Raw genomic sequence first — 13,514 nt, forward strand, 5'->3', positions numbered from 1 at the left:
CCGCCCCGACGGGCGCGTGACCTTCCTATGTTCGTCCTGACCCTTGTCCTTCTGGTGCTGGTGAGCGCGTTCTTCTCGATCTCCGAGATCGCCCTGACCGCGGCCCGGCGCACCAAGCTCCAAGTCCTCTCCGATCGCGGCGACCGCCGCGCCACCAAGGTATTGCTGCTCAAGGAAGAGCCCGGCAATTTCTTCACGGTCGTGCAGATCGGCGTGAACAGCGTGGCGATCCTGGCCGGCATCCTGGGCGAAAAGCACGTGTCCGACCTGCTGTTCGACGCCCTGCTGCCCTGGCTCAGCCCCGACATCGCCCAGCGCGTGGCCAATATCGGATCGTTCCTGGTCGTGACGCTGCTGTTCATCCAGTTTGCCGACCTGATCCCCAAGCGCGTGGCCATGACCTTCCCCGAGACCTGCGCGGTCGCCGTGATTGGTCCGATGCTGACGATGCTGCGGCTGTTCAAGCCCGTGGTGTGGATCTTCAACGCGGCCGCCGACGCGATGCTGAAGCTGCTGGGCATCCCGACCAAGCCGGTGGACCAGATCACGACCGAGGACATCGCGGCCATGGTCGATGCCGGCGCCGAAGCCGGCGTGCTGCACAAGCACGAGCTGCACCTGATCGAGAACGTGTTCGAGCTGGACTCGAAGCCCATCACCGCGATCATGACGCCGCGCGACGACGTGGTGTTCCTGACGCTAGACGAATCGGCCGACAGCGTGCGCCGCAAGCTGGTCAAGCAGCCGCACGCGCAGTACCCGGTCTGCGGCAAGACCATCGACGACGTGCTTGGCTGCATGGATTCCAAGGCGATCCTGCAACTGCTGCTTGCCAACGAGAACGCATCGGTGCTGGACGATATCGGCAAGCACTACGACAAGAACGTGCTGGTGATCCCGGACACGCTGACGCTGTCCGAGTCGCTGACGCGCTTTCGCGAGATGCACGAGAGCTTTGCCGTGGTGATGAACGAATACGGGCTGGTGGTCGGCATCGTCACGCTGGACGACATCGTCGGCGCGCTGATGGGCGACATCCTCTACTCGGCCGAGGACGAACAGATCGTGCGGCGCGATGCCACGTCATGGCTGGTCGATGGGCTGACGCCGCTGGTGGACCTGAAGAAGGCGCTGGAACTCGATACGCTGCCCGGCGAGGACTACGTCGACACTGCGGCAGGGCTGGTCATCTATTCGCTGAAACGCATTCCGAAGAAGTCGGAATCGATTACCGTGGCGGGCTTCCGCTTCGAAGTGCTGGACATCGACCATCACAAGATCGACCAGCTGCTGGTGTCGCGGCTGGGTGCGCAGCACGGTCAGGCCAGCGACACCCCCGGCGGCATCTCCTGACCGGCAAGCGTTTCGCGCACGATGCCAAGCAGCCGCTGCGCGCTGGCTGACTGCGCGCGCAACGGACGCGTCATCACGCACAGCTCGCGCAGCAGTTCCGGCCCCTGCAGCGGACGGAACAACAGTTCGGGGTATGTATTGCGCTGGTATGCCAGCGCCGGCAGCACCGAGTAATAACCGCCACGCGCGAGCATCGCGAACAGGTAGGCGGTGCTCTCCACTTCATCGTGCTCGCGCGCCAGCTCGGGCCAGTGCATGGCATGGCCGCGCAGAAAGCGGCCGATGCCCGTATCGGCACTGAAGCCCACGTACTTGCCGTGCTGCAACGCATCCCAGGTCACGGGCCCCGCCGCCTGCGCCAGCGGCGAATCGCGGTGAAAGACCACGCCGTAGCAATCCTTCACCAGCGGCGTGTAGTCGAGCTCGTCATGCCCGTGGAATCTGCTGTCGATGGCAAAGTCGACCTCGCCTTCCAGCACCAGTTGCTCGGTCTGCTGCGCGGCAGGATTGCGTAGCGAGATCGTGATGCCGGGATATGCGTCCCGGAAGCGCGGCAGGGCGGGCACCAGAAACTGGCCGATCACCGACGACGCCGCGCAGATGCGGATATGCCCGCGCTCGCCCTGCGCGACGGCCTGCAGGTCCGATATCGCGCTGTCGACGCCATTCACAGCGCGCTGTGCCCCTGGCAGGAACTGTTCGGCATGGCTGGTCAGGTGCACCCGCCGGGTGGTGCGGTCGAACATCCGCAAGCCCACGGCTTCCTCGAATTGCTGGATGGTGGCCGTAAGCGCTGATTGCGTCACACACAGCCGCAACGCCGCCGCCGTGAACGAGCCGGTTTCGGCAACGGCGAGGAAGCTGCGCAAATGCTTGAGCGTGACGTTGTGGCGCATGGCAGTCGTCTCTGTATTTTTCAGATTTTGCGAATAATGTGGGGAAGAAATTCGTTTGTCCAGGGAAATCCGTGTCCGTAGACTTTCCCTGAGCCGCGAGACTGCAAACGTGGCCGAACCCACAACAAGCATCATCCTTTTCAGGGAAATCCCCCATGAAGACGCTGACCGGTCTTGCTGCTGCATGTCTCGCCTGCCTCCCCCTGTCTGCAGTTGCCGCCCCCGAGGACGCCTACCCGGACAAGGCCGTACGCATCGTCGTGCCGTTCGCTGCCGGGGGCTCCACCGACGTCGTTGCGCGCATCCTGGCGGAGAAACTCCAGGAGAAATTCAAGCAGCCTTTCGTGGTGGACAACCGCGCCGGCGCCAGCGGCAATATCGGTGCCGAACTCGTGGCCAAGTCGCCAGCCGACGGCTACACGCTGCTGATGGGCGCCACCGGTGTCCTGTCGATCAACGACCATCTGTACGCCAGGCTCAACTACAACGCGGCCCGCGATTTCGTGCCGGTCAGCTACACCACCGAGAACGCGAATATCCTGGTAGTGGCGCCAGGCCTGCCGGCCACCGATGTTCCCGCGCTGATCCAGATGGCCAGGACCAAGCCGGGCGAACTGAGCTTTGCCTCGTCGGGACCCGGAAGCTCCACGCATCTCTCGGGCGAACTGTTCTCGTCGCTGACGGGCGTGAAGCTGATGCATGTGCCATACAAGGGCAGCTCCGCCGCGCTGACCGATCTGCTGGGCGGCAACGTGACCATGCTGTTCGACAACGCGCCGTCGTCGATCGGCTTCGTACAGCAGGGCAAGCTGCGCGCGCTGGCCGTGACCAGCCGCCAGCGGCTGCCTGGCCTGCCCAATGTGCCGACGCTTGATGAAGCGGGTGTCAAGGGCTACGAATCGCTGTCCTGGAGCGGCGTGGTGGCCCCGGCGGCCACGCCGAAGGGCATCGTGCTCAAGCTCAATCGCGCGATCGACCAGATCCTGAAATCCGACGATGTGAAGGCGCGGCTGGTGCAGCTTGGCGTGGAGCCAGTGGGCGGCACGCCCGAGGACTTCGCACGCCAGATCAAGACCGAGCACGACAAGTGGGGCAAGGTCATCCAGACCGCCGGCATCAAGCTGAACTGATCGCTCCCATCCCGCCATACCCACGACAACGTTCGCGATGCCCGCCACCATCATGACACCCACCCGAGGCCAGACCATGGCCGAGAAGCTCCTGTCGCGCGCCGCCGGGCATGCCGTCTATGCCGGCGACCTGGCCATCTGCGAGCCCGACATGGCAATGGGTACCGATGGGTCCGTGCCGATGGCGCTTGAGTACTTCCGCGACATGCAGGAAGACAGCGCGCTGTCCGCGCCAGCACGGCCCGACCGCCTGGCTTTCGCACTCGATCACTACGGCGTGGCGTCGGGCGAGCGCGCGATGGCGCTGCAGGCCAAGGCACGTGGTTTCGCACGGCTGTTCGGCATCCATGTATTCGATGTGGCAGAGGGCATCGGCCACCAGTTGCTGCTGGAATCCGGCCGCGTGCTCCCAGGCCAGCTGGCCGTCGGGGCCGATTCGCACGCGGTGTCGTATGGCGCGCTCAACGCCTTCGGGTCGGGCATCGGCTCATCGGACCTGGCCGGCATTTTCCAGTGCGGCCAGCTATGGTTGAAGGTGCCAGGATCGATACGAATCCACCTGACCGGCAAGCTGCCGCCTCATGCTTCGGCCAAGGATCTGGCTCTGACCATGGCACGCGCGCTCGGTGCCGGCGGCGCAAACTATATGGCGCTTGAGTTCGATGGGCCCGGCGTGGCATCGCTCGATGTGGACGACCGCATCGTGCTGGCCAACATGTCGGTGGAAATGGGCGCCAAGGCCGGCATCTTCCCGTGCGACATTTTCACCCGGGCCTGGCTCTCGGGCCGCACCACCGCGGCCCTGGACCCGGTATCCGCCGATGCCGATGCCGGCTATGCGCAAACGCTGCACTACCACCTCGACGATGTCGTGCCGATGGTGGCCCTGCCCCATCGCGTCGACAACGTCGTGGGCTTCGAAGCGGCACCGGGCACGCGCGTCGACATGGTCTACCTGGGCACCTGCACCGGTGGCCGTACCAAGGACTACCGCGAGGCGCTCGAAGTCCTGCGTGCCAACGGCGGCGTGGCACCGGGCGTGCGGCTGATCGTCACGCCCGCTTCGGCATCGGTGCTTGCCGAACTTGACGCCACCGGCATGCTTGCCGAGTTCACTGCGATGGGTGCCGAGTTCCAGCCGCCTGGCTGCGGATCGTGCTGCGGAACCTGCGGAACGATACCCGCCGACGGCATGCACGTGGTCTCCACGGCCAATCGCAACTTCAAGGGGCGCATGGGCAATCGCCAGGCGCAGATCTTTCTCGCGTCGCCACGGGCATGCGCCGCGGCGGCCGCCACCGGCCACCTGACCGATCCTCGCGACGCGGGCCGCTGATCCTGCCGCTGCCCCAGTCGTTCCTCCAGCCTGAAAGCCAGCCGTTCATCATGACCTTGCCTTCCACCGTCATTCCGGGCCGCGCACGCCGCCTGGGGGACGACATCAACACCGACTACATCATCTCGTCGCGCCGCAAGAAGGACACGCTCGACGGCGACGTGCTGCGGCACTACCTGCTCGAAGACTACGACCCGGCGTTCGCGGCCACGGTGCGCGATGGCGACATCCTGATCGCCGGCCACAACTTTGGCTGCGGTTCGGCGATGGAGGTGGCCGTCACCGTGGTACTGGCCGCCGGCATTCGCGTGGTGGTCGCACGCAGCTTTGCACGCACCTACTGGCGCAACGCGGTCAACAACGGCCTGCTGCCCGTTACGGCCGACACAGACCTGCTCCACGAAGCCATCCGCGAAGGCGATGCGGTATCCCTGCACCTCTCGGGCGCACGGGCCGAACTACGCGTCGGCACCGGACACGAGGCGCCGTTGCATGTGATTCCCTGCGAGCCGGTGCCCGACATCGTGCTGACCATCCGTGACATGGGTGGCCTCGTGCCCTACCTGCGCCGTCACCGCCGCCTTGCGCACGCCCACGCGCCGCACTCAGGCGCTGGAACACCAAACTTCTCCTGACCCGGATCGTCCATCATGACCCTGATTGCCGCACGACTGAACCGCATCCAACCTTCGCCCAGCTCGATGGCCGGCCAGCGCGCACGTGAACTGCGCGCCGCGGGCCGCGACATCATCGGATTGACCTCGGGAGAGCCCGATTTCGATACGCCCGCCAACGTCTGCGAAGCCGCCACGCGCGCCATGGCCCGGTCCCAGACCAAGTACACCGATGTGGGTGGCACGCCCGAACTGCGCGCAGCCATCGCTGACAAGTTCCGGCGCGACAACCAGCTGGATTACGCGCCAAACGAACTGATCGTGGGCACCGGCGGCAAGCAGATCATCTTCAACGCCTTTCTCTGCACGATCGAAGCGGGTGACGAGGTCATCGTGCCCGCGCCATACTGGGTGTCGTATCCCGACATCGTGCTGCTGGCCGAGGGCACGCCCGTGATCGTGCCGTGCCAGCCCGGCAACGGCTTCAAGCTTGCACCGGAAGACCTGGAGCGCGCGATTACGCCGCGCACACGCTGGCTGGTGCTCAACGCGCCGAACAACCCCAGCGGCGCCACGTATTCGCGCACGGAACTGCAGGCGCTGGCCGATGTGCTGCTGCGCCATCCCCACGTCTGGGTGATGACGGACGATATCTACGAACACATCCTCTATGACGGCCGCAGATTCGCCACCATCGCGCAGGTGGAACCGGCGCTCAAGGACCGCACGCTGACCATCAACGGCGTCTCGAAAGCCTATGCGATGACCGGCTGGCGAATCGGCTATGGCGGTGCGCCGGCCGCGCTGGTCAAGGCGATGGTCAAGCTGCAGTCGCAGTGCACGTCCAACCCGTCGTCGATCAGCCAGGCGGCAGCGCTGGAGGCGCTGACCGGCCCGCAGGACTTCATTGCCGAACGCACACGCGTGTTCCAGTCGCGTCGCGATGCCGTGGTGGCCGCGCTGAATCGCATCGAAGGCGTGACCTGCCATCTGCCCGAAGGCGCTTTCTATGCCTACCCGTCGTGCGCCGGCCTGATCGGCAGCAAGACGCCCGACGGCAAGGTGATCGAAACCGACGAGGACTTCGTGCTCTACCTGCTGGACGCCCAGAATCTGGCCGTTCTCCAGGGCGGCGCCTATGGCACGTCGCCGTTCTTCCGCATCTCGTTCGCGACGTCAATGGACAGGCTTGAGGCCGGTCTGGGGCGTCTGCGCGCGGCATGCGAGGCGCTGCGCTGAACCGATCCGGAAACCGCACAGACAAGGACGCACAGATGACCGCTACCCCCTCCGAACGCCAGGCCGTGCAGTGGCCGGCCGGCTATCGCATCGAACCCCGCGCGGCGGGCCCTTCGGCCGCGCTGGTTGCCGCCTTCCGCGAAATCCCGGTGGCCGCGATCAGCGACGCCATCGGCCGCAGTGTCGGCACGATGGGTCTGCACCGCTACCATGGCCGCCTCAACGAAGTGCTATGCGGTCCGGCCGTGACGGTACGCGTACGGCCCGGCGACAACCTGATGATCCACAAGGCGCTGATGATGGTCGAGCCCGGCGACGTGCTCGTCATCGACGGCAGTGCCGATGTCACGCAAGCACTGATCGGCGGCCTGATGCGCACCACCTGCGTGGCCAAACGGCTAGGCGGACTGGTGATCGACGGTGCGATCCGCGATCTCGTCGAATGGGCGGAGGACGGCATGCCGATCTTTGCGCGCGGCCACTCGCATCGCGGCCCCAGCAAGGAAGGTCCGGGAGAGATCAATGTGCCGATTGCCTGTGCAGGCATGGCCGTGCTGCCCGGCGACCTGATTGTCGGCGACGCCGATGGCGTAGTGGCGATCCCGGCAGCCGAAGCCGAAACCGTACTGGCACGCGCTCGCGCCGGTCTGGAACGTGAAGCGCGTGTAAGGGAGACCAACCGGCTGGGCACGGCGGATCCCGAACGGTTTGACGCGGTGCTGCGCGCAAAGGGACTGCCGGTCTGACGATCGGAGTTCGATGGTGGTGTGAAGGCGTACGTTCCCCGGCTCCAGCGTCGGGGGACGTCGCTCAGGCGCTCAGCACTGGCCTTGCAGCTGCTGCTCGCGCAGTCTTTGGTACTGGTCGCTGGCCTGCTCGATTGACTGGCGCGTGTGGCGCTGCTGCATGTCGGTTTCCAGCGCGCGCATCTGGTCGGCAATTGCGCCGCACATCAACGCCTTCGAGGCAGGTTGCTGTTGCGCAGCCGCCTGGTCGGACTGGGCAGCCCTGGCCTGGTCCGCAGCCCGGGTCTCCGCGCCGCTGTCGAAGATCGACTGCTCCTGCTGGCGCACAGCGTCATCCTTGCCGATCGTGGAGAAATTGCCACCCATCGTGCTGCTGACGTTGGCAAAGCCCGCCGGACAGGTCGCCGACTCGGTATAGAGCGTGCTGGTGCCCTTCTGGCATTTGGTCGTGGCAAGCGCCTCGCCGCCGGCAAGGGCGGCCAGCGTGGTGATGAGCATCACGGAAAGTCCCCGGACTGCGCGCATGTCGTACCGCTCCTTGTTGTTTGCACGCAAGGTAACACGGCTGATCCGAACGCACAAAAACAAAACCGACGTCTGTTTTCACAGTACGTCGGCTTGAGTTTTACTACGCTATTTTTGTCTGCCGGTGGTCGAATCAATCGGCAGCTTCTTGTTTTGGCGGAGAGGGTGGGATTCGAACCCACGGTACCGTTGCCGGTACGCCTGATTTCGAGTCAGGTACATTCGACCACTCTGCCACCTCTCCGGTAACTTGGTCGTTGCGTTAGCAGCGAAACCAAGATTATAGGGACATTGCCATCTGCTGCGCAAGCCCCTTTTGCAGAAATTTTTATGCTTCCGGTTCCAGGCGCTCGATGCCGCCCATGTAGGACTGCAGCGCCTTGGGCACGGTGACCGAGCCGTCGGCGTTCTGGTAGTTCTCCAGAATAGCCACCAGCGTGCGGCCCACAGCCAGGCCGGAACCGTTCAGCGTATGTACCAGTTCCGGCTTGCCCTGGGCGGCACGCGCACGCGCCTGCATGCGGCGGGCCTGGAAATCGCCCATGCTGGAACACGAGCTGATCTCGCGATAGGTGTTCTGCGCGGGGATCCACACCTCGATGTCATAGGTCTTGGTGCTGCCAAAACCCATGTCGCCGGTGCACAGCACCACGGTACGGAACGGCAGTTCCAGCTTCTTCAGGATCGTTTCGGCGTGGCCGGTCATCTGCTCGAGCGCGTCCATCGACTGCTCGGCCGGCACCACCTGCACCATCTCGACCTTGTCGAACTGGTGCTGGCGGATCATGCCGCGCGTGTCCTTGCCGTACGAACCGGCTTCCGAGCGGAAGCACGGCGTATGGGCCACGAAGCGCATCGGCAGCTTCTCGGCCGCGACAATCGCATCGCGCACGATGTTGGTCAGCGGCACTTCGGCGGTCGGGATCAGGTAGAAATTCTCGATCGTGTCCTGGCCGTCGTCGCCGCCAACCTTGCGCGGCACCTTGAACAGGTCGTCCTCGAACTTCGGCAGCTGGCCGGTGCCACGCATCGACGCGGCATTGACGATGTACGGCACGTACATCTCGGTGTAGCCGTGTTCCAGCGTGTGGGTATCCACCATCAGCTGCACCAGCGCGCGATGCATGCGCGCCACGCCGCCGCGCAGGAACGAGAAGCGGGATCCGGTCACCTTCGAGGCGGTCTCGAAGTCCAGGCCCAGGCGGGCGCCCACGTCGACGTGGTCCTTCACCTCGAAGTCGAACGTGCGGGGCGTGCCGACGCGGCGCACTTCCACGTTCTGGGTCTCGTCCTTGCCCAGCGGCACGCTGTCGTGCGGCAGGTTCGGGATCGACATCATCGCGTCGTTGAGCTGGCTCTGGATCTGGGCCAGGCGCTCGGCCGACGCCTTCAGCGTGTCGCCAATGCCGGCCACTTCGGCCATCGGGGCCGAGGCGTCCTCGCCCTTGCCCTTGAGCATGCCGATCTGCTTGGACAGCGCGTTGCGGCGGGCCTGCAGGTCCTCGGTCTGGGTCTGCAGCTGCTTGCGTTCGGCCTCCAGGGCCTGGAACGTGGCCACGTCAAGTTGGTAGCCGCGCGTGGCCAGGCGCTGGGCCACGGCGTCAATGTCTTTGCGGAAAAGCTGGATGTCGAGCATGTTGCAATCGGTGTGCAGTGCCGGCGACATGCCGGCGAACGCGACATTTTACTGCACCGGCAAGACCGCACAGCAGCGAATCTGACCCGATTTCCCATGCTTTTCGGGCATTCGGCGCCGCATTCTGCCCGTGGCGCGTGCGCGGCCACCTTGCCGCCGGGCTTCCGGCCTTACTTTCCGTCCTTGCCGCCGTCTTCCGGCCTGCCCCGGTTGTCCCGATGCCAGGCGGCGTCCAGGTCGCGCAGATGGCGCAGCTTGTCGCCAATCTTGCCCTCCAGGCCGCGCGGCGTGGGCTGGTACCAGTCCTGGCGCCGCAGGTCGTCGGGCAGGTAGTGCTCGCCGGCCGCATAGGCTTCCGGCTCGTCGTGCGCATAGCGGTACGCGTGGCCGTAGCCCAGTTCCTTCATCAGCTTGGTCGGCGCGTTGCGCAGGTGGACCGGCACCGGGCGCGACTTGTCCTTCGAGACAAAGGCACGCGCCGCGTTGTAGGCGTTGTAGCCCGCATTCGACTTGGGCGCCACGGCCAGGTAGATCAGCGCCTGGGCCAGCGCCAGCTCGCCCTCGGGCGAACCCAGCCGCTCATAGGTTTCCGAGGCGTCCAGCGTGATGCGGGCCGCGCGCGGATCGGCCAGGCCGATGTCTTCCCACGCCATCCGCACGATGCGGCGCGCCAGGTAGCGCGGATCGGCGCCGCCATCGATCATGCGGCAGAACCAGTACAGCGCGCCATCCGGGTCGGAGCCGCGCACCGACTTGTGCAACGCGCTGATCTGGTCGTAGTACGCGTCCCCGCCCTTGTCGAAGCGGCGCAGGTTGTCGGACAGCGCGCTGCCCAGCAGGGCCGTGTCGATGGTCTGGACCCCGGCATTGCGCGCGGCGCGCACCACGATTTCCACGTTATTGAGCAGCTTGCGCCCGTCGCCATCGGCCGACCCGACTATCAGGCCCATGGCCTCGTCGTCCCACTGCACGCCGCCCAGTTCGTCGCTGGCGCGCTTCACCAGCTGCTTCAGATCGGCCTCGTCCAGACTCTTGAGCACATAGACCGCCGCCCGCGACAGCAACGCGCCATTGACCTCGAACGACGGGTTCTCGGTGGTGGCGCCGATAAACACGAACAGCCCGCTTTCCACATGCGGCAGGAAGGCGTCCTGCTGGCTCTTGTTGAAGCGATGCACCTCGTCCACGAACACCAGCGTGCGGCGCCCGTGGGCGCGGTACTGCTCGGCGCGCTCCACCGCCTCGCGGATGTCCTTGACGCCCGACAGCACGGCCGACAGCGCGATGAATTCCGCGTCGAACGCGTCGGCCATCAGCCGTGCCAGCGTGGTCTTGCCAACGCCGGGCGGCCCCCACAGGATCATCGAATGCGGTTCGCCCGATGCAAAGGCCACGCGCAGCGGGCGGCCCGCACCCAGCAGGTGCTGCTGGCCGATGACCTCGTCGATATTGCGCGGGCGCAGCCGCTCGGCCAGCGGTTGTCGGGAACGTTCAGGAGGGTCGGAGAACAGCGAATCCGCCACGGTACTGGAGCCTTTGTCGTGTGGTAGCGCCGCCACAGGCGGCACGGAACGCCACAGTGTAGACGATCGGCGCCGGGCCGATATTTCTGCGCACGCCCCTAAAGTCGGCTCCGATTCCGCCGATAACATCCAATGGCCCGCGTTTCATGCACGCGGGAAGGTCGACGCCGGCATAACGACCGGCGGCTCACTTCAGAACCACTCACTGTTTGCGAATTTCGGGGATTTGTATGCTGCGATACCGCATGCTGATGTTCAAGCTGAACCGGCTGGCGAGCAAGAACAAGCTCAATGGCGTGGAAGAAATCTCGCTGGCCGGGCAGTTTGCCGAACTGATCGAATCGCAGGAAGAGGCCGACCAGGTCATCACCGACCTGTTCGAGCATGAAAATCCGCACGTGCGCCGCATCGGCCTTGCCGCCATCCGCCGCACCCGCCGCTACGGGGGCCGCCTGCTGCAGCCGGCGCTGTTGCGCCGGATGATCGACACGGAAGGCTGGATCCGCCACGACGCAGTCTGGATCGTCCAGGAAGCCGACATGGACGGCGCCGAAGTGCGCGCGTCGCTGCGCCGCATCGCCGCCAATGTAAAACTGCCGCAGGACGCCGTGCGCGCCAAGCAGACCCCCACCGACGGCATGCTGCACGCTGCCGTGCGCGCCCGCCAGTATCTGGATGTGCTGATCGCGCGGTCAGCGGCCGCTCACAACGAGGCGCTGGCTGCCGGCGGCGGCCTGGCCGGTGCCACCGACGGCAAGCCGTATGCCCAGGACTCGGTCGGCCATATCCGCGCCGTGCACCGCCAGTTGCAGCGCAAGCTGGCCGGCCGCAAGCTCAAGAGCAGTACCAAGCTCAAATTCCGGAAGGTGGAGCCGCGCTACGACGAAAACGACAACCGCCGCTTCCTGCTTTGATACCTGCCCTGATGGACTCGGCAGCGATGCCATTGCGCAGCGCAGCAATGAGCATGCTCGGGGGGCGATCTGAATTCTTTTGAATTCCGGCATGACCAGGGCGGCCCGGCCGTACCATGGCTGGCAGCCAGCGCGACCGCGCTGGCTTGTCAGGACGTCAGGATCAGGAGGACACCACTGCCATGGCCATCACCACCCGCATGCGCAAGAAGAAGCAGTACAAGAAGGCAGTGCTGAGGCTGCGCGCCGCCGTCAAGCGTGGCGATGCGGAATCGATCCGCATCCGGCGCGAGCAATTGCAGGCGCTGCCCAAGCCGCGCCAGCGCTACGCACGCGAGTCACTGGCGGCGTAGGCAGCCGCCAATCCCCACGCACGCCGTGCCGCCGGGCCGGCGCTGCGGGGCGTGACTCAGCCCTTGGCCCGCTCGGTCAGGGTCTTCATGGCGTCCGCGGGCAACGGGCCGTGGCAGCTGCGCTCGCCATTGGCCTGCCCGACAATCAGCCAGACCTTGTCAGTGGTACCGGCGGGATGCAGCACCCATGCCGGCCCGCGCGTGGTGTTGCTGGCGGGCAGGTCTTCCAGCACGCCGTTGTGCGGCGACTGCAGCAGCGCGGCGCACTCGTTCTGCGCGATGCGCGTGGCTTTCAGGAAATCGGTATTGCCCAGCACCTCCGGCAGCGCCGTGTCCGAGCCGCGCAGGAAGGCATCGACATCGAACTTGCTGGCCTGGCTGTGCGCGCAGGCGGACAGGACCAGCGCGGCGGCCAGCGCGCCGCCAGGAGCGGCCAGGCGGGATACCGGGCGCAGGCTCGGCAGTCGGGGGAAGGCGGGGGCGTCTTTCATGTCTGTCCTATGGCGTCTGTCTGGCTCTGTCTGGCGGGCGGGCTTCTCGGGCTCGCGCCTTATTGCTTCATCACGTCGGCACCCTTCGGCACGGTGAAGCGGAAGGTATCCGCCGGCAGCGACGGGTTCTTCTGCATGCCCGTGAACGTCAGCATCGTGGTATTGCCAAACGCGTCGCGCAGCTCCATCGCTTCGAGATTGCCGCTCTTGAAGCCGATGCCGATGCGCTCGAACTGCGTGTCCTTCGACTTCGGCGTCAGCTCCAGCCACTCCACGCCATCGCGCGTGGCGCCGTTCTTCACGTCGAAGTTCTTCGACAGGTCGTTGCTGCCGAACAGGATGGCGGCCGGGCTGGAACCCAACGCGTTATCGAGCTTGCGCTCGGTGACCTGGTTCAGATCCTTGTCGTAGATATAGAGCGTCTGTCCGTCGGCCTGCAGCAGCTGGTCATACGGCTTGGTATAGCGCCAGGTGAACTTGCCGGGCCGCGAGAACGCGAAGGTCCCGCTCGACATTCCGGCCACCTTGGCATCAGCGCCCTGCCCCTTGATCTGCTTCTGCGTGAACTCGCCCCGGGCGGTCTTCACGCTGGTCACGAAGGTCTGCAGCTGGTCGGTGGCAGCGGCATGTGCAGCGGGCACGGCGGCCAGCAGCGCCAGCGTCGCGCACAGCGGCGCGAGAATGCGATGTCGCATGGAGTCGTTCCTTACGATTTGGCTGATGTCCGATTAGAGCACGCCGCGTATCGCCAATTCCGC

General features: G+C 65.6%; 14 protein-coding genes and 1 tRNA gene. 8 read left to right on the forward strand and 7 right to left on the reverse strand.

Annotated features, from left to right (window positions below; translation table 11 throughout):
• Positions 1–27: 27 nt before the first annotated feature.
• Positions 28–1,353 (forward strand): hemolysin family protein, encoded by a 1,326-nt coding sequence (locus A9J21_RS21785; RefSeq protein ID WP_066739242.1) that lies wholly within the window; start codon positions 28–30, stop codon positions 1,351–1,353.
• On the opposite strand, the gene A9J21_RS21790 is transcribed toward A9J21_RS21785, so the two are convergent.
• Positions 1,320–2,249, reverse strand: a complete 930-nt coding sequence (locus tag A9J21_RS21790) for a LysR family transcriptional regulator (protein ID WP_066739243.1) — start codon at positions 2,247–2,249, stop codon at positions 1,320–1,322. The genes A9J21_RS21785 and A9J21_RS21790 overlap by 34 nt on opposite strands.
• Before the next feature lie 155 nt (positions 2,250–2,404).
• Between A9J21_RS21790 and A9J21_RS21795 the strand changes: the two genes are divergently transcribed.
• From A9J21_RS21795 to A9J21_RS21815, 5 genes are read left to right on the forward strand one after another with little or no spacing between them, the layout of a single operon-like run.
• Entirely contained in the window at positions 2,405–3,379 is a 975-nt protein-coding gene (locus A9J21_RS21795) for a tripartite tricarboxylate transporter substrate binding protein (protein ID WP_066739244.1), read from the forward strand.
• 52 nt (positions 3,380–3,431) lie between these two features.
• Positions 3,432–4,715 (forward strand): aconitase/3-isopropylmalate dehydratase large subunit family protein, encoded by a 1,284-nt coding sequence (locus A9J21_RS21800; protein WP_231907005.1) that lies wholly within the window; start codon positions 3,432–3,434, stop codon positions 4,713–4,715.
• Positions 4,716–4,765: 50 nt separating this feature from the next.
• Positions 4,766–5,350: an alpha-IPM isomerase gene (locus tag A9J21_RS21805; protein ID WP_066739246.1), complete on the forward strand. Its 585-nt coding sequence runs from the start codon at positions 4,766–4,768 to the stop codon at positions 5,348–5,350.
• Between the two features lie 15 nt (positions 5,351–5,365).
• Positions 5,366–6,568: an aspartate transaminase gene (locus A9J21_RS21810; RefSeq protein WP_066739247.1), complete on the forward strand. Its 1,203-nt coding sequence runs from the start codon at positions 5,366–5,368 to the stop codon at positions 6,566–6,568.
• A 35-nt stretch (positions 6,569–6,603) separates the two neighbouring features.
• Positions 6,604–7,314 carry an RraA family protein gene (locus A9J21_RS21815; RefSeq protein WP_066739248.1) on the forward strand — a complete coding sequence of 237 codons (711 nt, stop codon included), beginning with the start codon at positions 6,604–6,606 and terminating at the stop codon, positions 7,312–7,314.
• A gap of 72 nt (positions 7,315–7,386) precedes the next feature.
• On the opposite strand, the gene A9J21_RS21820 is transcribed toward A9J21_RS21815, so the two are convergent.
• The 4 genes from A9J21_RS21820 to A9J21_RS21835 all read right to left on the reverse strand — a co-directional run bounded on the left by A9J21_RS21820 (position 7,387) and on the right by A9J21_RS21835 (position 10,998).
• Positions 7,387–7,839, reverse strand: coding sequence for a hypothetical protein (locus A9J21_RS21820; protein ID WP_156546088.1), 453 nt, complete (start codon positions 7,837–7,839; stop codon positions 7,387–7,389).
• 154 nt (positions 7,840–7,993) lie between these two features.
• Positions 7,994–8,083 (reverse strand) — tRNA-Ser (locus A9J21_RS21825).
• 84 nt (positions 8,084–8,167) lie between these two features.
• Positions 8,168–9,475, reverse strand: coding sequence for a serine--tRNA ligase (gene serS, locus A9J21_RS21830; RefSeq protein ID WP_066739314.1), 1,308 nt, complete (start codon positions 9,473–9,475; stop codon positions 8,168–8,170).
• A 170-nt stretch (positions 9,476–9,645) separates the two neighbouring features.
• The gene (locus tag A9J21_RS21835; protein ID WP_066739250.1) at positions 9,646–10,998 is read right to left on the reverse strand and encodes a replication-associated recombination protein A; all 1,353 of its coding nucleotides are present in this window, start codon (positions 10,996–10,998) and stop codon (positions 9,646–9,648) included.
• A gap of 230 nt (positions 10,999–11,228) precedes the next feature.
• Between A9J21_RS21835 and A9J21_RS21840 the strand changes: the two genes are divergently transcribed.
• Positions 11,229–11,912, forward strand: a complete 684-nt coding sequence (locus A9J21_RS21840) for a hypothetical protein (RefSeq protein WP_066739251.1) — start codon at positions 11,229–11,231, stop codon at positions 11,910–11,912.
• Between the two features lie 182 nt (positions 11,913–12,094).
• Complete coding sequence (locus tag A9J21_RS32055; RefSeq protein ID WP_197497547.1) at positions 12,095–12,265, forward strand: hypothetical protein; 171 nt, start codon at positions 12,095–12,097, stop codon at positions 12,263–12,265.
• 56 nt (positions 12,266–12,321) lie between these two features.
• Here A9J21_RS32055 and A9J21_RS21850 read toward each other — a convergent pair whose 3' ends face one another.
• Complete coding sequence (locus tag A9J21_RS21850) at positions 12,322–12,756, reverse strand: hypothetical protein (protein ID WP_066739253.1); 435 nt, start codon at positions 12,754–12,756, stop codon at positions 12,322–12,324.
• A gap of 59 nt (positions 12,757–12,815) precedes the next feature.
• A complete protein-coding gene (lolA, locus tag A9J21_RS21855) occupies positions 12,816–13,451 on the reverse strand; it encodes an outer membrane lipoprotein chaperone LolA (RefSeq protein WP_066739254.1) in 636 nt (211 codons plus the stop codon).
• Positions 13,452–13,514: the final 63 nt, after the last annotated feature.

Source organism: Cupriavidus sp. D384, assembly GCF_001652915.1.
In the GTDB taxonomy this organism is placed as follows: domain Bacteria; phylum Pseudomonadota; class Gammaproteobacteria; order Burkholderiales; family Burkholderiaceae; genus Cupriavidus.